Here is a 22,526-nt window from a genome sequence, read left to right as displayed (position 1 = left end):
TTCTTGATTCCACTCTCCGTTGGAGGGACATCCTATTTGACCGACCCTGCGGTCATGCCGGCGAGGAAGAACCTCTGGGCAACGAGGTAGATGACCAGGAGCGGCAGCGAGCCGAGCACGCTCATCGCCATCATCTGGTTCCATTCGAAGGCGTGTTGTCCCATCAACAGCTGGATGCCGATCGGGACGGTGCGCATGGACGTTGACTTCGTCAGCGTCAGCGCAAAGAGAAATTCGTTCCAGCACAACAGGAAGGTGTAGACCGACGTCGCCACGATACCGGGCAGTGAAATCGGCACGATCACCCGCCACAGCGCGGTCCAACTGGTGCCGCCGTCGACAGCCACCGCTTCATCGAGGTCGCGGGGCAAGGTGTTCAGATATCCCGTCATCAGCAGGATCGCATAGGGCAGCGTAAACACCAGATAGGTCAGGATCAGCGCGACATAGGTGTCGAAGATGCCATACGAGACGACAAGCCCGAAAAAGGGGATCAAAAGCGTGATCGGCGGGATCGTCTGCGTGCTGATGATGAGAGTGTTGAGGCTGCCCTTGCCGCGGAAATTGAAACGGCTGAACCCATAGGCCGCCAGCAAGGCGATCAGCACCGTCAGCACGGTCACCGCTCCGGCCACGAAGTAGCTGTTGAAGAAGAAGCGCAGCTTTACCGGGTCGCCCAGGATGGCCGCATACGCTTCCAGCGTGAAGGCCTTCGGCAGGACGGTTGGTGGCAGGGCGAAGATTTCGGTATTCGACTTGAACGAGCTGCTCAGCATCCAGTAGATCGGGAAGGCCGCGAAAAAGAGCCCTGCGGCAAGCGCGACATGGAGCGCGGCGGTGATCAGCCTGTCTTTGGGCGTGTGCATTTTCCTCATGTGACTACCGAGCCTTTTGATAGCGGATGTAGAACAGCGTCAGGCCGAGAGAGATCAGCAGGATGACCACGGCGCTCGCCGAGGCCTGCGACAGGTTGTAGCTCGAAAACGCCAGCTTGTATGTGTAGGTGCTGAGGACCTCGGTCGAGTAGATCGGACCGCCACCCGTCGTTATCCAGATCAATGGAAAGACCTGCATGGTCCAGATGAAGTCGAGCAGCGAGATGCTGATGATGATCGGCATCAGCTGCGGAATGGTGATGAAGATCAACTTCTGGTAGGCCTTCGCGCCGTCGATATCGGCGGCCTCGTAGAAATCCTTGGGAATGCCCTGCAAGCCTGCGAGCAGGCTGACCATGAAAAGCGGGTAGCCCGCCCAGATATTGGCGAAGGTGACGGCGTGCAGCGCGGTCGCGGGCGAGGAAAACCACTCGACCTTGGAACCGATGATGCCCATCTGCATGAGAACACTGTTCACGACACCATTCGGCTCAAGCAGAAGGCGCCAGATCACCGCGATAATTACCGCGGTGAACAGCCAGGGCAGTATGTACAGCACGCGCAGAATGTTGCGCAGCGTCGGATTGATGCGGTCGCTGTTCAGCATGAGTGCGAAGAGCATGCCGATGGTCATATGGAAGACGACACTCATGCAGGTGAAGTAGAGCGTGTGCCACAGCGAGGCCCAGAACACCGGATCGGCAAAGATCGCCTGGTAGTGTTTCAGTCCGGCAAAGGACGGGTCGCGACGCAGCACCGCGCTGTTCTGGAACGAATAGCCAATCACCGTCACCATCGGCAGCAGCATCAGAAGGCCGATTATGAGGAGCGATGGTGACAGATAGAGATAGGGTGCGACCGCTCGTTTCAGTCGATGGTGGGAGCGCTTCTGCCCGGTCATGTGCGACCCCTGGGATGTGCCTTCAGGAGGAAGGTGCGCTTCAAAAACAGGTCCATCTCAAATTGCGATCCGTTGTTGACGGGTGGCCTGGCCGAGGCCGGGCCACCCGGTGGAAGATAGCAAACGGGCAATGGGCCGCTCAGAATTTCGCCATCCAGCCCTTTTGAGCGTTGGTTGCGGCTTGTTCCGGAGACTGCTCGCCGGCAAGCATCTTCTGAGCCTCCACGTCGAACTGGGTCATCAGGTCTTCAGCCACCGGCAGGCCCGTGAACTCGTTGGCGAGATAGCCGGTCTTGAAGATTTCGAAAGCCTTGGCGAAAGCCTTGTCCGAGGTCACGAAATCGGGCTTGGCGTTGACGTTCCCCGGGAAGGCGTTTGCAAGCGACACGAGCTTGGCATTCACCTTTTCACTCATCAGATATTGGACGAGCTTCCAGGCTTCATCCTGATGTTTCGAGGCGGCAGAGATGCCGATGCCCCAGGAGGCATAGGGAAGGCCGCGCTTGCCGTTGTAGTCCGCCACGACTGGGACCGGGATGAGGTCGAAGTTCAGCTTGGGATTGCGTTTGCGGATGAGATTCACATGCGCGAGCGAGTCGATCATCATTCCGACCCGATCGTTGACGAATTCCTCGACCTTTTCCTGCTCGGTCTTGGTGGCAATGCCGGGCGAGATGACGCCGGCGTCGTTCAGCGATTTGACGAAGGTGAGCATATCGACGACCGGCTTGCCCTCGAGAGCCGGCTTGCCTTCAACCATCATCGATTGACCCGAGGCCCAGACCCACGACATCAGGTCGTTCTGGACACCGGACGGCGTTTGCAGCGACAGCGGCAGCACCCAGCCATACTGGTTCTTGTCGGCATGGGTCATCTTCTTGGCGGCTTCGAGAAACTCCGCGCGGGTCGACGGCAGCTTGGTGACGCCTGCCTGGGCGGCGAGGTCCAGATTGACGAAGACCGGATAGACGAACGAAGCCACGGGAAACATCACCGCCTTGCCGTCCACCTTGATGATATCCGCGACCTGGGTCTTGTCGAACCCGCTCGCATCCATCATCGGGTTCATGTCGGCTAGCGCACCCTGCGCGTTCAGATTGTTCACCCAGGCGCCGTCGAGACCGACGACGTCGCTGAGCGTTCCGGTTGCGGCGCCGACCGAGATCTGGTCTCGCGTGGTCGCATAGGGACCGCTGACCAGCGTCACCTTGATGCCGGGGTTTGCAGCCTCGAAGTCGTTCATGATTGCCCTGAGCGATCCCGCCGGCAATTCGGGCTCCCACCATTGGGTGAATTCCAGCGTCGTGTCCGCCATGGCGCCGGTTGCACCAAGCAACCATGCGGCCGCGGCTATTTTCAGCATCTCGGGTCGTATCCGAAACATCATTTTCTCCTCCTTCTTCAAGATCGGCCGCACAATGCGGACGATCGTCTGTTCATTCAGAAGCCTTCTTGTATCTTCCGCAGGCACCTCGCTCCCGCCCGCGGTCTTCCGCAGATCTTCAGATCGCCAGATGCGTTTCGGGATCGAAGAAATGGAACTTGGCATCATCCACGGCCAACCGGATTTCCGAGCCGGAGCGGACGGCGCTGATCGGCTCGAACCTCGCCACCGCGTTCGACGCCAGGCCGAAATCATCCACCGCATCCGGATCGCCGGAGTCCACCCGGACCGCGTCGATGTTCATGTGGACGATCTGTTCGGAGCCGAGTTCCTCGATCGAGGTCACCCTGGCCGGTATCGTCTGATACTTGCGACCGGATTCAAGGCTGCTGTCATAAAGATCCTCCGGTCTGATCCCGAACACGACCTTGCGCCCCGCATACGACCTCAAGGCCGGCCTGCGCACGAGGGCTGCATCCTGCAGCCGGACGGCGAAGTCGCGAAAAGCGAGCTCGCCGCCCTTCAGGGTCGCCTCGAAAAGGTTCATCGAAGGAGAGCCGATGAAGCCGGCAACGAAGGCGTTAACCGGCGATTCATAGAGCCTCTTGGGGGTGTCGACCTGCTGCAGCACACCGCCTTTCAGCACCGCGACCCTGTCGCCCATCGTCATCGCTTCGATCTGATCGTGGGTCACGTAAATGGTCGTGACGCCGAGCTGCTTTTGCAGGCTGGTGATTTCGGCGCGCATTTGCACACGCAGTTTCGCATCCAGATTGGAAAGCGGCTCGTCCATGAGAAAGGCGGCCGGCTCGCGCACCATGGCGCGGCCCATGGCAACCCGTTGACGCTGCCCGCCTGACAGGTTCGCGGGTTTGCTGTCCAGCAAAGACGTCAGCTGAAGAGTTTTGGCGATCTCGTCCACGCGCTTCTTGCGCTCGGCCTTCGGCTTGCCTGCCAGCCGCATCGAAAAGGCGATGTTTTCGGATACCGTCATATGCGGGTAGAGCGCGTAGCTCTGAAACACCATCGCGATGTCGCGGTCCTTGGGCGGCATGTCGACGACGTCGACCCCGCCGATCCGAAGGCTGCCGCTGGTGATGTCTTCCAACCCCGCGATCATTCGCAACGCCGTGGATTTGCCGCAGCCGGAAGGCCCGACGAGGATCAAGAACTCGCCGTCCTTGACCGACAGGTTCAACTGGTCGATTGCGCGAAAACTGTTCCCGTAGGTTTTGCAGATCTTCTCAAGAATGACTTCTGCCATATTCCTCCCTCCACAAGTATAAGCCCTGATTTTTATGATTCTCCTGGGCCTGTGTTCGCCTGCGAAACGTTCGTCGGATCGCTTCAGGTCATGCTCCAGCATCCACATGCGCATTTTTCAGGTCGACTGCTGACGGCGCGTTCGCCGATGCCAGGAGTTGCGTGACCTGGTCCTCGGTCGGAAGCGCCTCGCGCCCGCCACGCCCCGTTATCGAAACGGCCGCCGCCGCGGCCGCGAATGCGATCCGGCCCGCAGTGTCGGCTCCGCGCGTCAACGCATGGGCATAGGCGCCATGAAAGCAGTCACCCGCGCCTGTGGAGTCGACGACCGCAACCCGGTGCGGGGGCAGGTGCCAGAGACCTGTCTCTTCACGGCCGCGATAGTACACACCCCTGCCTCCATCGGTCAGAACCACGGCGGATCGCGATGGCAACCACAAGGCATCGAGCATCTCGGCAGGCGATCGGCGCCCCGTGGCAGTCCGTGCAAAGCTAAGTGGAAGAATGAGATGGTCGCAGAGCGCGATCAGCCGCTCCGTGGCGGGGCCGCTGCTCCATTCGATATCGCCGAGGATCGCAAGGCCGAGATCGCGAGCCCGAGCCACGACATCCAGCGACCCGGTCGCATAGCTATCGACGATCAGGACGGTTGCGCGGCTGAGGATATCGTCCGGAAAGTCCGGAGCGGTGCCCAGCATCGCATCGTCGTCATACGCGATGAACCTTTCCCCGTCCGAGCCGACGGTGATCCGCGAGTGCACCGGGCGCGCGTCGGGATGGCGCGGCGCGAATGCGGTTTCGATACCGCTCGCCACGAGATCGAGCAGAACGGCGTCGTCCGCGGCACTGGCCAGCCATCCGACGAACCCGGCGGTTCCGCCGAGCCGCGCGACGGCGGCAAGCGCCGTCGCGACATTTCCCCCGAAGGCGCGGGTACTTTGCAGAACCTTACCCTTGCCCGCCGACAATGGCTGATCGACGTAGACGATGTCGTCTATCGCAATAGCGCCGAAGCCGAGGGTGGCGGGGACGGTGGGCATCGTTCAGGCACCCGCCTTCGCCAGGGCGTCTTGCGCCGAAAGGCCGTCATGGATGACGCCGCGAAAGGCAAGCGCTGCCTTCTCCGGATCGCCGTGCCCCCAGAGATTGCGGCCGACCACGGCGCCGCGCGCGCCGGCACGGATGGCATCCGCCGTCTGCTGAAGCGCGCCGAGCAGCGTATCGGTCTTTGGACCGCCCGCGATGACAACCGGCACCGGGCAGGTCCGGACGGTCTCCCGGAACGACTCGAAATCGCCGGTGTAGCCGATTTTGATCACGTCGACGCCGGACTCGTAACCGATGCGCGCCGCATAGGCGATCTCGTCGGGGGTAAAGACGATCTTTGCTCCGTCGGTGAAATCGCGAGGGTAGATATGCGCCACCACAGGCATGCCGTAGCGGGCTGCTGCATTCACCGAATCGGTCAGCCAGCGTATGTATTTGCCCTCCGTCGCGCCGCGCACCGGAATGGCCACGGCCAACGCATCGGCCCCCGCGCGCACCGCATCCTCGGGCGTCGCGATCAACTCGCTGATGCGATCGTCCGCAGTGAAGCAGCCCGCCTGAATCACCAGGGAAGCTTTGCCCGCATATTGCGGCCACAGATGGCGCGCGGTGCCAGGCTGGATGCTGACGTAGTCGGGTTTGCCCGCCATGACGCGTGCGAGCGCACCCGGCAGGTCGGCAAGGCCGCCTTTGCGCACGTCGCCATAGCCGACGAAGTGGTCGACCGCGCCGCCAAAAAGGTTCCCCGATGGATGCGAAAAGAGGCGCGCGAGACGCACCTTGGTTCCTAGGCTCATGAGTCCAAAATTCCCTGATCGGTTGATTTAAAAAAGCTCAATCCAGTGGTTCCGAAAGAAAAAGGAAAAACAATCTTTCGAAAGCTTTCGAATCTGCATATTTCCGGTAAGGTGAGCCGAGGCCGGCGCGATTGCTCGGCGCAGGCAGGCAAGGGCCGGGCAATGTTGTCGGAGCGGAGACGCCAATCGATCCTGGGCGAGGTGCAACGCAGCGGACAGGTTCGCATCAAGGACCTGTCGGACGGGTTTGGCGTGTCGGAGGTCACGGTGCGCTCCGACCTCGAAATACTGGACCGCAAGGGACTGCTGACCAAGACCCGTGGAGGGGCGGTGACCCGGACCACCGATTCGACGACGGCCGCGTTCGCGCGGCGGATGCAAACGAACCTCGACGCAAAGAAGCGCATCGCCCGGGCGGCGCTGGACCTGTTCGAGGACAACCAATCGGTCATCTTCGACGGCGGCTCGACCTTGATGCAGCTTGCCATGCAGTTACCGCCGCTCAGCAATGTCGTGGTCGCGGCCACGGCCATGAATATCGTGCAGCATCTTATGCATCGTCCCGGGCTCGACGTTCATATGATCGGCGGCCGGGTCTATCCCGACACGGTGAGCACGCTGATCACCGATGCCGATACGGCTCTCGGCGGCCTGGTAGCGCATCAGGTATTTGTTGGAGCGCATGCGATAGACTCGTCACTGGATGTGGTCGACGTGAACGAAGACATGGCGCGAACGAAGCGGAACCTCGTTCGCATGGCCCGGCGCGTTGTCTTGCTCGCCGATTCGAGCAAATGGGGCGTCAGCGGGACGTCCAAGGCATTTTCGCTGTCGGCCGTCGATGTGGTGATCACCGACGATGGCCTGCCCGGTCCAATACGCGGTGAGCTTGATAGGGTCGGGGCCAAGGTGATCTATGCCTGAAGCCGTCCCGGTCTCTGATGCGCGACGGAAGACGCGCATGACCCACGGGCTTCGCAGCGGCCGTCGGCCGTTTTTCATGCCGGTCATGTTCTCCTCCTCGCGCTGGCGGCCTCCCAATGCGCGCCAGAATTCTCATAAGCTCTATAAAAATTTTACGCGCGTCAACATTTATAATCCTGTATAGCGGATTGCGGGGGGGCGTGGGAACTGCAACGGTTCGTGCAGCATGCCCTTGGCTTCGGAGGAAAGCTGGAAATGCACGGAAAGTCAGAGACAAAGCTCGGCATCGGTGTCATCGGCTGCGGCAACATCTCGATGACCTATCTGCGCAATGCAGCGCTCTTCGGTGGTGTCGAGCTACGCGCCTGCGCCGACATTTCCGCTGACATGGCCGAGCTGCGCGCCAGCGAATACGGCATCCGAGCGATTGGCGTCGACACGCTGCTCGCCGACCCCGACATCGACCTCGTGCTGAACCTGACCATCCCGGCGGCGCATTTCGACATTTCGTTGTCAGCGCTCTCGGCGGGCAAGCATGTCTTCACCGAAAAGCCGCTGGCAACCTCCGCCGCCGACGGCCGCCGCCTTGTCGCCGAGGCCGCGAAGCGCGGCCTGCTGATCGGCTCGGCGCCGGACACATTCCTGGGTGCAGCCGGCCGCCGCGCGCGCCGGCTGATGGATGACGGCGCGATCGGCAAGCCGGTGACCGGCACCGCCTTCATGATGGGACGGGGCATGGAGCACTGGCATCCCAATCCGCAATTCTATTATCAGCCCGGCGGCGGTCCGGTGTTCGACATGGGTCCCTACTACCTGACCATGCTGGTCAACCTGCTCGGACCGGTCGAGCGCGTCATGGCGATGGCGACGCACGGCCAGGAGGAGAGGCTGATCACGGCCGACGGGCCGTTCAAGAACACGACATTCAAGGTCGGCACGCCGACCAACATAGTGTCGCTGCTCGAATTCCGTTCCGGCGCCACCGTCACCTTCGGCGCCTCCTGGGACGTGTTCAAACACTCCAACCATCCGATCGAACTGCACGGCACCGAAGGCTCGCTCAGGCTGCCCGACCCCGACACGTTCGGCGGCACCGTTTCGCTGTCGGAGCGTGGCGCCGACTGGGCCGATTTCGCCAGCGAGAGCGAACTCTATGGCGACCGCAACTGGCCCTATTCCGCGCCCGACCGCGCCAATTACCGCATGCTCGGCGTCGCCGATCTGGCGGGCGCGCTGGCCACGGGCAGAAAGCCGCGCGCCTCCGGTGAGCTGGCGCTGCATGTGCTTGAGATCATGGAGGCGATCCTGGCTTCGGGCGAAAGCCGTGGCTCGGTTGCCATCAACGGCACGGTCGACCAGCCGCCGCTGCTTGGCGAAGAGGAAGCGGCAACCCTGCTTGCCTGACGGGAGGTTCGTCCGTGACATCGCCACCGTCCCTGCCGACACTCGATCCGGAGGCCCGGCATGTGCTCGAGCTCGGCAGCCAAGCCGGTGCGCCGCCGTTCGAAACGGGAACGCCAGAACAGGCGCGCCTTGCCTACAATGAGGGCTTCCCAAACCTGCAAGGCGAGCGTGAGCCGGTCGCAGCACTCAGCGAGCGCATCGTCGCCGAACCCGGCGGACCACTTAGGCTCAGGATCTATCGCGGGCAGGGCGCGCCTTCGGCAGGCGCTCCGGCGCTGCTCTATCTCCATGGCGGCGGCTGGGTGATCGGCAATCTCGACTCGCATGACGAGATCTGCCGCTGGTTCGCCAACGAGGCAGGCGCTGTCGTCGTTTCCGTCGACTACCGGCTGGCGCCGGAACACAAATTCCCGGCGGCAATAGAGGATTGCCGAGCGGCACTTGCCTTCATGCAAAGCGCCGCGGACGAACTCGGCATCGACGCTGCCCGCATCGCGGTTGCCGGCGACAGCGCCGGCGGCAATCTCGCCACGGTGCTCGGCCTGCTCACGCGGGGGGACAAAAATCCGCCGGCAGCGCAGCTTCTGTTTTATCCCAACACCGATGCCGGGCAGACGGCCGACAGCTATCGCCGCTTCGCCGCAGGCTTTGGCCTGACCGCCTCGACCATGGCCTGGTTCCGAGATCACTACATCCGCGACGCCGCCGACATCGTCGACTGGCGCATCTCACCGCTGAAGGCGGATAGCCTCGCCGGCGCGCCGCCCGCCTTCATCGCCATCGCCGGTCACGACATCCTCGCCGACGAGGGCGAGGCCTATGCCAGGCGTCTGCACGAGGCCGGCGTGCCGGTCGTGCTGGAACACTGGCCCGGTCAGATCCACGGCTTCGTCTCTATGGGCCGTCACGGCCCGGCAGCGAGACAGGCGGTTGCCGCCGCCATTGCCGCGTGGCTCAGCTTCGATCCCGCCTTTGGAAATTTCAAGCGGACTGACGCATGACCAGGGCGGCGTCAAGGCTGACCTTCGGCGCGACGTTCGCCCTATCCTCGTTGAGCAAAGCGAGCAATGTCTCGACGCTGCGCCCCGCCATGGCGGCAAAATCCTGCGCGATGGTGGTCAGTGCGGGGCAGGTGTAGCGGCTCAGCGGATGGTCGTCATGGGCGGCGATACGCAGGTCGCAATCGGCCTTGCGGCCGATCTTCAGCCCTTTCGCGAAGGCTGCCGCCATCACGCCGAAAGCCAGGCGGTCATTCGCACACAGTATGGTCTTGCCCGGCAGGCCGCTGGCCCCGAGCATCTGTTCCATCTGCTCGTAGCCGATGCGCTCGAAATCCCATGTGTAGTCTCGGGTGTTGCCGATAACCACCGGGTCCTGGCCAAGCTGATGCATCGCGGCGATGTAACTGTTCAGGCGCTCCGGCGAATTGTGATTGACATGCGGGATATCGAAATAGACCGGGGCGTCGCCGGAGCGGCAGAGATAGTCGACGATGGTCGAGACACTCTGGGCATTGTTGTTGCCGACAAAGGGCGTGCCGCCTTCGAGATAGGTATCGAAATAGACGACCGGCATTGTCTGGGTCAGCTTCTCCAGCGTGCGCCGGTCCGAGCGCAAGCCGAGCGGCGCGATCAGCGCGCCCGAAACTTTCAGCGACAGGATGGTACGTGTCGCCTCCATTTCGAGCTCGGTTGAGCCATGCGAGGAGATGACGATCGGCCAGTAGCCCTCGTCGCGCAGCCTGAGCTCGATGCGGCTGACCATTTCGGAATAGAAGGGATCGGTGACCGTCGGTACGACAATGCCGATGGCGCGGGTGCGCTTGCGGTTGAGGTTGCGGGCAAACAGATTGGGCTGGTAGTCGGACGACCGCAACGCCTCTTCGATGCGCTTGCGCGTTGCCGGCTTGACGCTGGTCGGATCGTCGAAATATTTCGACAGCGTCGGCCTGGAGACGCCGCAGGAGCGGGCGAAATCCTCCATCGTCTTGTGCGTCATTGGCATTCAATCCTCGTCTGGCACGCGCCAGAACCTCGGTCATCCCTTGACGCTGCCCACGGTCCTGCAGCCGGCGCGTCCGCCACGCAACGGCAGACGAAATTTACAGGAAACGTCAGTGGGTTCAACGCGCAATGACAGATTATACCGTGCGTAAATTTGTTCAATTGACGCGAAAATTGTCGCGCATCAAAGTCTCGGTCACAAAGAGCGCTGAAAAGTCCAGGCACCATGACACAACAGATCGATCGGCTTCTTTCCCAGCTATATCGTCGGCTGGATGCCGCCGCGATTGTGATCGGCGATGCTATCGATCCGCGCTATGGCGACGACCTCTCCGGCAAGGGCGGCGGCCAGCCCGAACTGGTCTTGCGTCCGCGCAACGCCGCCGACGTCGCCGAAATCCTGCGCCTATGCAGTGGTATCGGCCAGAAGCTGGTCGTCCATGGCGGCCGCACCGGGCTGGCCGGCGGCGCGCGCGTGCAGCCGGGCGAAGCGGTGCTGTCGCTGGAGCGCATGACCGCGGTCGAAGCGCCCGACCGCGCCGCGGCAACCATCATCGCGGAAGCCGGCGCGCCGCTGCAAATGGTGCAGGAAGCGGCCGATGCGTCCGGCCTGATGTTCGGCGTCGATATCGGCGCGCGCGGCACGGCGACGGTCGGCGGCAACATCGCCACCAATGCTGGCGGCCTTCGCGTGCTGCGCTACGGCATGTATCGCGCCCAGGTGCTGGGGCTGGAGGCCGTGCTTGCCGACGGCTCGATCCTGACTTCGTTGCGTGGCCTGGCCAAGGACAATTCGGGATACGATCTCAACCAGCTTTTCATTGGCAGCGAAGGCACGCTAGGCGTGGTTACTCGCGCCTGCCTGCGGCTGCATCCCAAGCCCGCCACTGAGGTTGCCGCCTTTTGCGCCCTTGGCTCGCTGGAGGCGGCGATTGCGTTGCTGGGGTTGCTCAAGCAGCGGCTCGGGCCCTTGCTTTCGGCCTATGAGGTAAACTTCTCGCCGCTCTACGGCGCCATGATTGCCGGCATGGCGGCGCCGGCGCCGCTGCCTGCCGGCGCGCCGGTTTATGTTTTGGCCGAGATCCAGGGCAACCAGGCCGAGCTGGACGGCGAGCGTTTCGCTTCGGTGCTGATGCAGGCGGTCGAGGACGGCATCGTCGACGACGTGGTCGTCTCGCAGTCGCCACGCGAATTCCGTGCGCTATGGGATGTGCGCGAAGAGGCCAACCGATTCCTGTTTGCGATCGAGGGAATGCTCGGCGTCGACATTAGCATCCCGTTGGCGGCCATGGCGGATTTCCTGCGCAACGCCGAAGCCGCGATCCACGCCGTCGACAGCAGCGCCGAGATCTACGTCTTCGGCCATCTCGGCGACGGCAATCTGCACTATCAGGTCGACACCACGGAACCGGCGGCCGCCTATGAGATCATCTATCGCGGCGTGGCGGCATGCGGTGGCGCCGTCTCGGCCGAGCACGGCATCGGCCTCGACAAGAAGAAATGGCTGAACCTCGTGCGCAGCGACGCCGAACTATCAGCCATGCGCCGGCTGAAGGTGGCGTTCGATCCGCACAACATTCTCAACCCAGGGCGGATTTTCGATATCATTTGATCGCCAGGAGGATCTAGCTTGCAACTGGCGAGAGCAGCGCGTGGAAGTCGACCGTTCTCATCTGCTCGACGCCGTCCAGAGTCATATTTCCCGCGACATAGACGATGATCGCCAGACCGAGCCAGCCGATCCAGCGATACCTGGCAAGCAGCGCCGCCACCAGCGTCGAGGCGACCGCCATCAGAACCACCGACAGGATGAGACCGAACACCAGCGCATTCATGTCGTGGGCGGCGGCGCCCGCCACGGCCAGCACATTGTCCAGCGACATCGAGACATCGGCGACGACGATCTGCAGGATCGCGGTGCGCAGCGCCTTGGCCGGCCGCGCCGTCGCAAGTGCTGCGGCTTCAGTGTCGACGTCCTCGCCGTCGCCGGCCGAGCGCAACTCCTGGAACATGTTCCAGCACACCCAGAACAAAAGCATGCCGCCGACCAGCATGATCCCAGGAATTTCCAGCAGCTGCACCGCGATCACCGCAAAGACGATGCGGATCACCGCCGCCGCGGCAATGCCGGCGATGATCGCCTTCTGCCGCAACGCCTTGGCGAGGCCTGCGGCCGCCATGCCGATCACCACGACATTGTCGCCAGACAGCACAAGGTTGATGGTGATGACTTCCAGATAGGCGGCGACAGTCGTCTGGTCGAAACTCATAGAGCGGTCTCCCCGGAAGGCTCCGGCTGGTTGCGGCGGATCGGACCGATGTCTGCGCAAACGCGAAGACAGCTGATTTGAGTGCAGCCCGGCATTGAAACAAGACGCCAGCGCGGCCAATCGGTCCTCATCCACGGAATTCATCGCCGGGTCGTGATTTCCGACCAGAAATGCCCGTCCCAGAATGCCCATCATGGAAGGGAAGACAAAAGCGTTCCGCTTGCCTATCAATATTGCCGACCAAAGGAGAGACGAGCATGAGCAAGACGGCACTGATTTTCTGGGGCGGATGGGAGGGTCACACGCCGGCCCGCAGCGCCGCTGTCGTCAGCGAGATATTGACCGGGCATGGCTTCGAGGTGCGGATAGAAGAGGGCACATCCGCGCTCGCCGATCCGCAGCTCCCGGTCATCGATCTGGTCGTGCCGGTGATCACCATGTCGACGATCGAGAAACCGGAGCTGCAAAACCTCACCGCCGCCGTCAGCGGCGGAACCGGCCTTGCCGGCTTCCACGGCACAATGGGCGACAGTTTTCGCAACGAGCCGGCCTATCAGTTCATGACCGGCGGCCAATGGGTCGCGCACCCCGGCGACATCATCGACTACCGTGTCGACATCATCAGCGACGATCCGATCGTCAGGGGTATCGAGGGTTTCGCCTACCATTCCGAGCAGTATTACATGCATGTCGACCCGAGCAACGAGGTGCTGGCGACGACGACGTTCAGCGGTGAGCATCTCGACTTCATCGACGGCGTCGTCATGCCCGTGGTCTGGAAGCGCCGCTACGGCAAGGGCCGCGTCTTCTTCAGCGCGCTCGGCCACACCGCGGATGAGTTTTCCGTCCCGCAAATGCGCACCATCTTCGAGCGTGGGGTGCTGTGGGCCAGCCGGTAACCGGGGCCTGTCCGAGCAAGCAACGGCGATATCACGCCTCCGCTACTCGCTAAGCCGCGGCTAACGCTCTATGCTGGCTGAGGTCACGGCGTTCGACCGCCGTCATCGCAACTGAAATGTGTTGTCACGGGGGACATGCATGTTCGGGGTCGTCGGATTAGTAAGGCATGGAAAGTCGTCGCAGCGCTGGCGTCCGCCCGCTCTGGTGGTCGTGGTGTTCGGTCTGTTGCTGCTTGCGCCGCAGGCGGCCAACGCGCAGCTGAACTGGACGCTCGATCCGGCGAATTCGACACTCACCTATCAATCGGTGAAGAAGAACACCATTGTCGAAACCAACAAGATCAGGAACCTCTCGGGCACGCTGACATCGGATGGCGCCGCCAAGGTCACGTTCGACCTCAACTCGGTCGACACCGGTATCGACCTTCGCAATGTCCGCATGCGCTTCCTGTTCTTCGAAACCTTCAAATTCCCGACGGCGGAAGTGACGGCGAAAGTCGATCCCGCCGCTTTTGCCGATCTCGCCACCAAACGGCGCATGAGCGCGCATATCCCGTTTCGCCTGAGCCTGCACGGCGTCGACAAGGACCTTGAGGCCAATGTCGTGGTCACCATGATCACCGACAGCATGGTGTCGATCGCCTCGGAGGCGCCGGTCGCCGTGCATGTCGAGGATTTCGGCCTGTTGCCCAACATCGAAAAACTCCAGCAGGCGGCCAATGTCAGCAGCATCGTCCCGACGGCTTCGGTGTCGTTCGACTTCGTCTTCGCCGCTGATGGCGCCAAGCCTGCGGCCACGCCTGCCGTCGCGGCCGCAGCCCCAGCCGATGCCGGGCCGGTCGCCACAGATGCAGGCAAGACGTCCTTCAGCGACGATGAATGCCTGAACAGGTTCGAGGTGCTGTCGCGCACCGGCGCCGTCTATTTTCGCCCAGCCAGCGCTCGGCTCGATGAAAAGAGCCGCCCGCTGCTGGCCGAGGTGGTCGGCGTCGTCGGCAAATGTCCGAAACTGAAGGTCGAGGTTTCGGGCCATACCGATTCCGACGGCTCGCCGACGGCCAACAAGAACCTGTCGGAACGGCGCGCCAAGGCGGTCGCCGACGCGATCATCGCTGCGGGCATTCCATCGGCGCAGATCACGGCTTCCGGCTATGGCGAGGAAAAGCCGGTGGCGCCGAACGATACGCCGAAGAACAAGGCGCTGAACCGGCGGATCGAGTTCTCCGCCACGCCGCTCGCCAACTGAGCCGGTCCTTAACTGAGAAGGCCCGTCAACCGAAAAGGAATCCGGTGCGTTTGGACATGATTGCAAGTTGCGGCAACTTCATGCGCGGCGTCGGCCTCGCCGTGCTGGCGCTTGCGTTGACCATGACCATTACCATGACCGCGGCCAGTGCCGAACGCCGCATCGCCCTGGTGCTCGGCAATTCCCATTACCGGAACGCGCCGGTGCTGCCCAATCCGGTGAACGATGCGCAGGCAATGTCCGATCGCCTGAAGGGGCTGGGCTTCGAAATCGTCTCCGGCCTCGATCTCACCAAGGCGCAGACGCAGGAAAAGATCGCGCAATTCGCGCGGCAGGTGCGTGGCGCCGATATCGCGCTGTTCTTCTATGCCGGTCATGGCCTGCAGGTCTCGGGCAGGAATTACCTGCTGCCTGTCGATGCGGCGCTGGAGGACGAGACCTCGCTCGACTTCGAAGCCGTGCAGGTGGACTTCATCCTGCGGCAGATGTCGCGCGAGACCAGCATCAGGCTGGTGTTCCTCGACGCCTGCCGCGACAACCCGCTCGCCGATGTGCTTGCCAAGGAGACTGGCGGCGACAGCACGGCAAGCAGCGGCCTTGCCGAAATACCGATCGAGAATGGCGGCGCCGGCACGCTGGTCGCCTTCGCTGCCAGTCCCAACCAGCTCGCCTATGACGGACCGGGCGAGCACTCGCCATTTTCGGCGGCGCTGCTTGCCCATATCGGCGAGGTCAACGTCTCGATCACCGAAGCGATGAACCGGGTTACGTCGGATGTGTTCAAGGCCACAGCCGGACGCCAGCGGCCCTGGATCAACGTTTCGCTGACCACCGATGTCGTGCTTCACAAGGTCGATCTCAAGGCGCCGCTGATCGTCGGCGATTCCGGCGCGGCTGCGCCCGAAGGCGATACGCAGGCGCGCACCGGCGCGGCCGCCAATCCGCCGGGTACGGACGCCGGCGAGCAGGCGCTGGAACAGCTGCGTGAGGAAATTCCGAAGCTGGGCTCGGACGCGCCAGTCCTTTTCGACGTTCCGGTCAATTTCGGCGACCCGGCGATCGACGGCAAGAGCATCGCCCAACTCATCCAGGGCAAGCCGCACTTCAGTCCGGTCGAGGGCCTGGAAAAGTCCGTCTGGGACAACCAGTGCAGCAACTGTCATCAATGGACCGAGGAGCGGCTGTGCGACCAGGCCAAGACCTACGTCACCAATGATGTCTCCGTGTTGCGCCTGCAACACCCGCTGGGCACGCGCTTCAAGGTGGCACTCGGCAAATGGGCGCAAAACGGCTGCAAATGAGACCGCCAACAATGGGTTGGATCAGATTTCAATGAAATCTCATCACGATCCAGAGCAATCAGGCTCGGCGCAGCGCCTCGGTTTCGGCCAGCTGGATGCCCATCTCGACAAAGGCGGTGAGCACGGAGAAACGGTCCGCCACCGCAACCCGCGCCAGTCCGGCCAGTATGCCGGCATTGACGGCATGCGCAGCCGGCAGCGGCCGCAGCCTCGACCCGTTGGTCTGCGGCGTCAGGCCATTGATGTGCCGTTGCGCCGCTAGCGCGATCCAGCCGGCAGGCGTGTGCTGCTGCGTCATCGCCGCCCCGGCGACAGCCTCCCGGCGGCTTGCATTGTTGGGGTCGCCGACCCAGTCCTGGATCAGGGCCAGCGTTGCGAGATCCTGCTCTTCGAGCAGCTCGGTCAGATGCCCAAGGCACTCATGCCCCCACCAGATTGCGGCCCGGTCAGGCAGGAGATAGGCGCAAAAGGTAATCGCTTCCTCGGGGATGCGCCCGGCCATCAGCCGGCGGCAGAACTCGAGCGAGGGCTGGTCGGTCGGAACGGCCGTCATGTCCCGGGCGACAGCCGTGTTCGCGGCGAAGAGATCGCGTGCGGTCTGGAATCGAAGCCCGTTGACCATCGCTGCTGTTATCCTCCCCCAGCCCTCACTCAACCCGCCTGCGAGGCGCGGGTCAAGTCTGTCGACCACCACATGTCCATGACGTTGTTCACAGACAAACGCCTCACGGTTTGGTATATTCCACAGCCGACCGTGATCTCGACAGATCATTGTCGAACAGGAAGAGTTGGCCCGGATCCATGGATCGGGCCTGAGTGAAAATCGGATGCTCGAAACGGGAGTAACCGTTATGCAGCGGCACATTTCAGTCTTGGCATTGGCGACCGTGCTTTTCTCGACGCACGTCTATGCCGACCCACTTCAGAAATCGGAAGACATTGTGAAGTTCTTTGCCGGCGCTATCGATCACGGCGCGGCACGCGGGATTTGTGTCGGCACCGAGGACGAGTGCAAGAGCAAGACCAGCCAGAAAGAAAAGCCTCCGGAGAAGACCGGCCTCGATATGCTGATCAATTTCAGCCTGGATTCGTCCGAGCTCGACGCCAAGGCGCGCAGCGAACTCGACGAATTCGCCAAGGCGCTGAAGGACGATCGGCTGAGCAAGCTGTCCTTCGTCGTCGAAGGCTATACCGACGCATCCGGCTCGGCGACCTACAATGAGGGGCTGTCGCAGCGCAGGGCGCAGTCGGTGACGGCCTTCCTCGAATCCAACGGCATCGAATCCAACCGCATCAAGGCGGTCGGTCTCGGCGAGGCCAATCCACGCAACCCCGACCCCTACGATCCTGTCAATCGCCGGGTCGAGATGCGGATTAAGGCGCAGTAGCTTCGCCGGCTGCGTCTTCCGGCCATCAACGCCGCGCGTCCAACGGACACGCGGCGTTTTTGTCGTTCGATGTGATCGATCAGTTCTTGAGCACGCCGCCGACTGCTACGCCGGTGCCGAAGATCAGCGCCTTGGTCAGGAAATCATTGTTGTCCCGCGGTGGCGGTTCATCCTCGCGCACGACCTCTCGGTTGCGCCTTTTCTGCACGAACTGCTGTTGTCGGCGCGGCTTCTGGGCGTACTGCTTCTTGCGTGGCTTTTCCGCCACCGGCTTCAGCGTGCGGGCCTTCTGCACCACCTGTTTCTTCTGCTTGTCCACTCCGGCCTGGTCGGCCTCGTGCTTGGCACGAACGGCCTCCATCATCGGGTCCGTCTGGATAACCAGGAACGCCAGTTGCTCGCGCGTCAGGAAGGTGGTCGGAGGCAGCCCGTTCCCCTCTTGCCAGTCGCCGATCGCTTGCCGGGTCTTGGCGCCAATATTGCCGTCGACGCGGCCAAGCTCGTTGCCCAGCGCCTCGACGCGCAATTGCAGGTCGATGCGGCCCTGGCGATCGAGACCGATCGCGTTCTCCGTCGCCTCGGTGCCCAGCACCTTCTTCATGTCGTCCGAAATGCCGACCGAGGTGCGCACGGCAGAACCCGAGTTCGCTTCGTCGGCATCGAGCGCTGCCACCTGCCGTTCCTGGGCTTTCGGATCGTTCAGCGCATCGATGTTGAGCTGCGCCACCGTGGCGAAGCGGCCATTCGGGAACTGTTCGAGATAGGCTTCGTAGAATGGCGCGGTGTTGCGCTTCGAGGCCTCGTCCCAAAGCCGCTGCTCGACTTCCCACGAAGGCGGTTCGCTGGTGACGAGAGCAGGAGCGGGCGCTGCCACGGCGTTCGCGTCATCGGCGGCCGGTTTTACCATCGGTGCGGCTTCGGCGGCCGGTTTGCCAAGGAAGACCTCGCGGCCCAGCGATGCGTTGTGCCATGGCCGCTGGCGGCCTTGCGTGGTCTCGGCCACTTCGCCGCGCACCCGCGTCAGCGCGCTCTGGATCTCGACGCCGGGTTCGGTCAGGTGCCTGGCGAGCGCGGTCGAGTAGGGGCTGTCGACGCCGTTGCCGTCAAAGGCGATGGCGCCCGGGTCGGTGGCATAGGCAATCAGGATGCCGCCGGTGCCGACGCCCTCTGATTTAGGGTCGATCGGCGCCAGGCCGGTGCCCAGCGTGGTGGAGCGGGTCTTCGGCATCGAGGCCGCCAGTGTCCGTGCCAGCGGATTGTCGCGGCAGGCATCAAGGATGATGACGCCGACCGCCGGGTCGGGCGGCAGTGCGGCCATGAAGTCGTCGACCTGGACGGTGCGGGTCTTGAGATAGGCAGGTGACGTCAGTTCGGCGTCGACCGGGATCAAAAAGTTCTTGCCGTCGACTTGCATGCCGTGGCCGGCATAGAAGATGACGGCGAGGTCGGCATCGTAGGACTGCTCGGTGAATTTGCTGATCAGGCTGTGCATGCCGGCATTGTCCTGGTCGACGCCCTCGATCACCTCGAAGCCGGCATTGCGCAGCGTCGATGCGATGAGATGCGCGTCATTGGCCGGATTGGGCAATTCGACGGCATGGACGTATTTGCTGTTGCCGATGACCAGCGCGACGCGTTTGACGCCACCGGCATCCGGCGCCGCCGCCTGGACGGTGCCAAGCGCGGTCAGCATTAAAAGAAAAAATCCGCTCAAAAGGACGGCAAACGCTTTCATGGGATCGGCCTTCCGCCCCAATGGGGCGCGTTATTGATGGCTGTGCATGCTAAATTTCATCAGCGACTGTATCGCTTCTGCCAAAATGGCTGTTGGGCGTATGTGATCCCAGCCACAGTTTTGGTTCACAAGGACCCAAAAACCTTCCCAAATATCCGCAAACATACCATTCGCCGGCCTCAGAACCAATCGGCTTGGCGAAAGCCGGGGCGAACTGCCAGCTCTAGCCCGGCTCAAGAGTATTTTGGATCGAGCCGACCAGTGCCGTTATCGCCTGCTTGTATTTTTCGAACTCCGGCGATGTCTGGCGGACTTCCGTCGTCGTCTGCTGGCCCGCATCGGTGGTGGCGGGCGTCGGCAATTTGCGGCCCATCTTCCGTTCCGCCCAGTCGACGACGTAGCTGGCGGTCTTGCCGGCAAGAAACGGGTTGGCCTGGATAACGGACGAGCCGAGCACGGCGCTCAACTGCGCCGATCCCGGCGACGCCAGCACCTGATGGGCGCCTTCCATACCGAGGAAATGGCAGAGATAGAGCCGGCCGGCGGTGATCTGGTGGCCACGCGCCTTGAGATAGGCTTCGCCCTCGCGCGCCAGATTGCGCACCATCTCACGCGAGATGGTGGCGTCGTAGCGCAAAGCGAGCAGGTCTGCGGTCGACAGCGAGCGCGCCAGTTCGGGACGATAGGTGTTCATCATCCGGATCCAGGTCTTGGATATGAACTGGCCGGCGCCTGTCGCCGAAGACAGCGGGTTCTTGGCCCGCGCGCTACCGCCCGATTCGACGTGGACGATACGGTCGGTCAGCGTTTCGACGGCGGGATCGCTGGAAGTGACGGCGATTGCAGCGGTCACTGTTCCGAGCGGATCGATCGCCTGACCGCTCTGATAGAGTTCGAAATGCAAATGTGGCCCGGTCGACAGGCCGGTGGTGCCGATATAGCCGATAATGTCGCCGGCCTTCACCTTGGTGCCGACACCGCTGGCAATGGCGAATTTCGACATATGCGCGTAGCGCGTCTCGCGGCCGCCGCCATGGGCGATCTTGACCACATTGCCGTAGCCGCCGCCGTCGCCCTGGAAGATGATCTCGCCGTCGAAGGCTGCTGCGATCGGGGTCCCCACGGGTGCTGCCCAGTCGACGCCCTTGTGGATGCGAACAACGCCCAGGATCGGATGCTTGCGCGGCCCGAAGGTCGACGTCATGACACCGTTGACCGGCGTCACCATGCCGTTGGCCACCGTCAGCGAGCGCACCTGGTCATCGCCCGAGACGCAGGAAAACTGGCCGTCGCTCTGCTGGAAAACGAAACAATCCAAGCTCTTTTGCGTGCCTTGGATACCGACATAGAGCACCCGTCCGTCGGTCTCGTTCTTGCCGCGCGGCGTCTGCGAATAGATCAGCACAAGACGCTGGTCCTCGCTGGCGAAAGCATCCAGATCCTGTCCCCGCGACAGATACATGATGGCTTCGCCGATGATGCCGCTCGGCACATTGTTGCGGGCCGCCGTCGAATAGATCGCGTCGAGCAGGCGGTATTGCCGTTTCTGCGTGCCTTCGGTCTCGGCGCCCGAATAATTGAACAGGTCCTCGCGCACCCACGGGTCGACGCCCGACACGAAGGCACCGGCCGCGTTGCGTGTCAGCGTGCCGACAAAGACGTTCCTGGCATAGATCGAGACCTGCATCAGCGACATCGTCGTGGTCTCGCGCGTCGGCCTGAAGCCGCGCATCGCCACGACATAACCAGGCTGCAGGCCGTCCTTGTCGAACAGCGCCTTCAGCGCCTCGCCGGCAAGCTTTGCGTCGTCGGCGGAAAAATGCGCATCGAGCGCCACGCTGTCCAGGCTGCGGTCGTTGAGGATTTTCACGAAAATGTCCTGGGTCGCCTCGAAGCGCTGGTATTCCGAGCTGACGGTGGCAACGCTGGTGTTGTTTTCGACCGGTGTCTTCTGAAAGGCGGGGAGTGCTGCTTCGCCCTCATCGATGGTCTCGCCCCAGCCGGCCTCGGGGTCATCGGCCGCCGCCGATGCACCCGGAGCGGCTTGCGGGTCAGGAGCTGGGCCGGAGGCCGCCGGAGCCCCGTCCGCGCCGGGCGATGGTTGAAGATCGTTCTGCAGGTCATTCTGCGGATCGCTGGGTTCGGCGGGTGGCGCGACCGCGGTCTTCCGCTGCGCCTGAAAGAAAGCGAAATCCTCTTGCGTCGAGGGGATCGTCGTCATGAATTTTTCGCTGGCGCTCAGCATCACGTCGGAGAGAACCATGATCTGAGGGGAGATACCGGCCTGGTCGAGCTCCGCCGGGCGCGGCATCCCGCTGCTCTTCGCGGCGCCGGCCTCCGGCGCCAGTGTGATCCACATCGGGTCGCCGGCAAGGTCGATGATGGCCGGCACGTAGACCGATGCGTCGGCCGGCACGTCGTCCGAGCCTTCGACGGCATGCAGTTCCTCGTCCTCGTCGCCGAACGACCAGTAGTCGGCGGTAAGATAGAAGCCGGTGGCAATCGCGGCGAGGACGATTGTCGCCAGGCCAGCCGCCAGCCCGAGCCAGATCCTGCGCCTGCGCAGCGCGGCGCGCGCCTGCTTCTTTGCTTTGAAGCTGGTGTCGATGCTGTGCGTCACGGCGCGCTTCCGGTCAGGAAGAAGGTCCAGCGCACCTGTTCCTGGGTGTCGACTTCGAGAAACTTCGCCGCGATATGGCCGCGCTGCCAGCATTCATCGATGCCGCGGATCGAGAACCGCCGCCGCTCGATGCACATGTCGGTGGAGCCTGCCAGAATGGCGTGGCCGAACACATCCGTCGCGTAGATGTAGATGTAGCGGTTGGTCAGCTCCTCGCGGATGACGTTGACGCATTGATTGGCGCCGATGGTCCACCAGCCATCGGTCTGGTCGGCATCGTCGACCTTTTGGCCGACGGCAAGATTGACGACATCGAGCGTCTGGTTGCAGACGGTGAATTCGGCGCGCGCTTGCCCGGTGGAAAGAAGCGCCAGCAACAGCGTCGCGACCGCGCTCGCGGCGAGCTTCACCCGCACGTTCCGGGCAAGCAGGACGGGATCTCGGCGACGACGTTGCATCGGCGTCGGTG

At 62.8% G+C, this 22,526-nt stretch carries 20 protein-coding genes; 8 read left to right on the top strand and 12 right to left on the bottom strand.

From position 1 onward, the window contains the following. Positions 1-32 precede the first annotated feature (32 nt). The 6 genes from NKI31_RS24525 to NKI31_RS24500 form a co-directional block, all read right to left on the bottom strand. Positions 33-875: a carbohydrate ABC transporter permease gene (locus NKI31_RS24525; protein ID WP_023686993.1), complete on the bottom strand. Its 843-nt coding sequence runs from the start codon at positions 873-875 to the stop codon at positions 33-35. A 4-nt stretch (positions 876-879) separates the two neighbouring features. Next, complete coding sequence (locus tag NKI31_RS24520) at positions 880-1,776, bottom strand: carbohydrate ABC transporter permease (RefSeq protein WP_023682645.1); 897 nt, start codon at positions 1,774-1,776, stop codon at positions 880-882. A 139-nt stretch (positions 1,777-1,915) separates the two neighbouring features. Beyond that, the gene (locus NKI31_RS24515; RefSeq protein WP_023709986.1) at positions 1,916-3,163 is read right to left on the bottom strand and encodes an ABC transporter substrate-binding protein; all 1,248 of its coding nucleotides are present in this window, start codon (positions 3,161-3,163) and stop codon (positions 1,916-1,918) included. A gap of 115 nt (positions 3,164-3,278) precedes the next feature. Beyond that, the gene (locus tag NKI31_RS24510) at positions 3,279-4,424 is read right to left on the bottom strand and encodes an ABC transporter ATP-binding protein (RefSeq protein WP_023682644.1); all 1,146 of its coding nucleotides are present in this window, start codon (positions 4,422-4,424) and stop codon (positions 3,279-3,281) included. An 88-nt stretch (positions 4,425-4,512) separates the two neighbouring features. After that, positions 4,513-5,463, bottom strand: a complete 951-nt coding sequence (locus NKI31_RS24505; RefSeq protein ID WP_352652773.1) for a PfkB family carbohydrate kinase — start codon at positions 5,461-5,463, stop codon at positions 4,513-4,515. Positions 5,464-5,466: 3 nt separating this feature from the next. Then, a complete protein-coding gene (locus NKI31_RS24500) occupies positions 5,467-6,267 on the bottom strand; it encodes a beta/alpha barrel domain-containing protein (protein WP_023692211.1) in 801 nt (266 codons plus the stop codon). Between the two features lie 162 nt (positions 6,268-6,429). Between NKI31_RS24500 and NKI31_RS24495 the strand changes: the two genes are divergently transcribed. The 3 genes from NKI31_RS24495 to NKI31_RS24485 all read left to right on the top strand — a co-directional run bounded on the left by NKI31_RS24495 (position 6,430) and on the right by NKI31_RS24485 (position 9,596). Next, positions 6,430-7,191 carry a DeoR/GlpR family DNA-binding transcription regulator gene (locus tag NKI31_RS24495; protein ID WP_352652794.1) on the top strand — a complete coding sequence of 254 codons (762 nt, stop codon included), beginning with the start codon at positions 6,430-6,432 and terminating at the stop codon, positions 7,189-7,191. A 255-nt stretch (positions 7,192-7,446) separates the two neighbouring features. Further along, positions 7,447-8,595 carry a Gfo/Idh/MocA family protein gene (locus NKI31_RS24490; RefSeq protein ID WP_352652772.1) on the top strand — a complete coding sequence of 383 codons (1,149 nt, stop codon included), beginning with the start codon at positions 7,447-7,449 and terminating at the stop codon, positions 8,593-8,595. A 14-nt stretch (positions 8,596-8,609) separates the two neighbouring features. After that, the gene (locus NKI31_RS24485) at positions 8,610-9,596 is read left to right on the top strand and encodes an alpha/beta hydrolase (RefSeq protein ID WP_352537140.1); all 987 of its coding nucleotides are present in this window, start codon (positions 8,610-8,612) and stop codon (positions 9,594-9,596) included. Here NKI31_RS24485 and NKI31_RS24480 read toward each other — a convergent pair. Beyond that, positions 9,577-10,599, bottom strand: coding sequence for a LacI family DNA-binding transcriptional regulator (locus NKI31_RS24480; RefSeq protein ID WP_352537141.1), 1,023 nt, complete (start codon positions 10,597-10,599; stop codon positions 9,577-9,579). The two genes, NKI31_RS24485 and NKI31_RS24480, sit on opposite strands and share 20 nt — an antisense overlap. 225 nt (positions 10,600-10,824) lie before the next feature. Between NKI31_RS24480 and NKI31_RS24475 the strand changes: the two genes are divergently transcribed. Next, positions 10,825-12,210, top strand: coding sequence for an FAD-binding oxidoreductase (locus NKI31_RS24475; RefSeq protein WP_352652771.1), 1,386 nt, complete (start codon positions 10,825-10,827; stop codon positions 12,208-12,210). A gap of 13 nt (positions 12,211-12,223) precedes the next feature. On the opposite strand, the gene NKI31_RS24470 is transcribed toward NKI31_RS24475, so the two are convergent. Further along, a complete protein-coding gene (locus tag NKI31_RS24470) occupies positions 12,224-12,868 on the bottom strand; it encodes a YjbE family putative metal transport protein (protein ID WP_352535444.1) in 645 nt (214 codons plus the stop codon). Positions 12,869-13,125: 257 nt separating this feature from the next. On the opposite strand from NKI31_RS24470, the gene NKI31_RS24465 reads away from it, so the two are divergent. The 3 genes from NKI31_RS24465 to NKI31_RS24455 all read left to right on the top strand — a co-directional run bounded on the left by NKI31_RS24465 (position 13,126) and on the right by NKI31_RS24455 (position 16,314). Beyond that, positions 13,126-13,767, top strand: coding sequence for a ThuA domain-containing protein (locus NKI31_RS24465; protein WP_352537143.1), 642 nt, complete (start codon positions 13,126-13,128; stop codon positions 13,765-13,767). Positions 13,768-13,906: 139 nt separating this feature from the next. After that, positions 13,907-15,013, top strand: coding sequence for an OmpA family protein (locus tag NKI31_RS24460; RefSeq protein WP_352537144.1), 1,107 nt, complete (start codon positions 13,907-13,909; stop codon positions 15,011-15,013). A 56-nt stretch (positions 15,014-15,069) separates the two neighbouring features. Continuing rightward, entirely contained in the window at positions 15,070-16,314 is a 1,245-nt protein-coding gene (locus tag NKI31_RS24455; protein ID WP_023708134.1) for a caspase family protein, read from the top strand. A gap of 58 nt (positions 16,315-16,372) precedes the next feature. Here the strand turns inward: NKI31_RS24455 and NKI31_RS24450 are convergent, their stop codons facing one another. Beyond that, on the bottom strand, positions 16,373-17,005 hold the full coding sequence (locus NKI31_RS24450) for a DUF6931 family protein (protein WP_245266011.1): 633 nt from the start codon (positions 17,003-17,005) through the stop codon (positions 16,373-16,375). Between the two features lie 160 nt (positions 17,006-17,165). Between NKI31_RS24450 and NKI31_RS24445 the strand changes: the two genes are divergently transcribed. After that, on the top strand, positions 17,166-17,702 hold the full coding sequence (locus NKI31_RS24445) for an OmpA family protein (protein WP_023704799.1): 537 nt from the start codon (positions 17,166-17,168) through the stop codon (positions 17,700-17,702). Between the two features lie 79 nt (positions 17,703-17,781). Here NKI31_RS24445 and NKI31_RS24440 read toward each other — a convergent pair whose 3' ends face one another. From NKI31_RS24440 to NKI31_RS24430, 3 genes are all read right to left on the bottom strand, one after another. Then, the gene (locus NKI31_RS24440) at positions 17,782-19,395 is read right to left on the bottom strand and encodes a caspase family protein (protein WP_352652770.1); all 1,614 of its coding nucleotides are present in this window, start codon (positions 19,393-19,395) and stop codon (positions 17,782-17,784) included. A 265-nt stretch (positions 19,396-19,660) separates the two neighbouring features. Further along, positions 19,661-22,057, bottom strand: a complete 2,397-nt coding sequence (locus NKI31_RS24435; RefSeq protein WP_023704801.1) for a M23 family metallopeptidase — start codon at positions 22,055-22,057, stop codon at positions 19,661-19,663. Further along, positions 22,054-22,515 (bottom strand): DUF1036 domain-containing protein, encoded by a 462-nt coding sequence (locus NKI31_RS24430; RefSeq protein WP_023667922.1) that lies wholly within the window; start codon positions 22,513-22,515, stop codon positions 22,054-22,056. The genes NKI31_RS24435 and NKI31_RS24430 overlap by 4 nt, the downstream gene beginning before the upstream one ends. Positions 22,516-22,526 lie beyond the last annotated feature (11 nt).

Source organism: Mesorhizobium sp. M0659, from assembly GCF_040320605.1.
Classification (GTDB): domain Bacteria; phylum Pseudomonadota; class Alphaproteobacteria; order Rhizobiales; family Rhizobiaceae; genus Mesorhizobium.
Note: the sequence above shows the minus strand (reverse complement) of the source record. Positions and strands in the feature narration are given on the sequence as shown.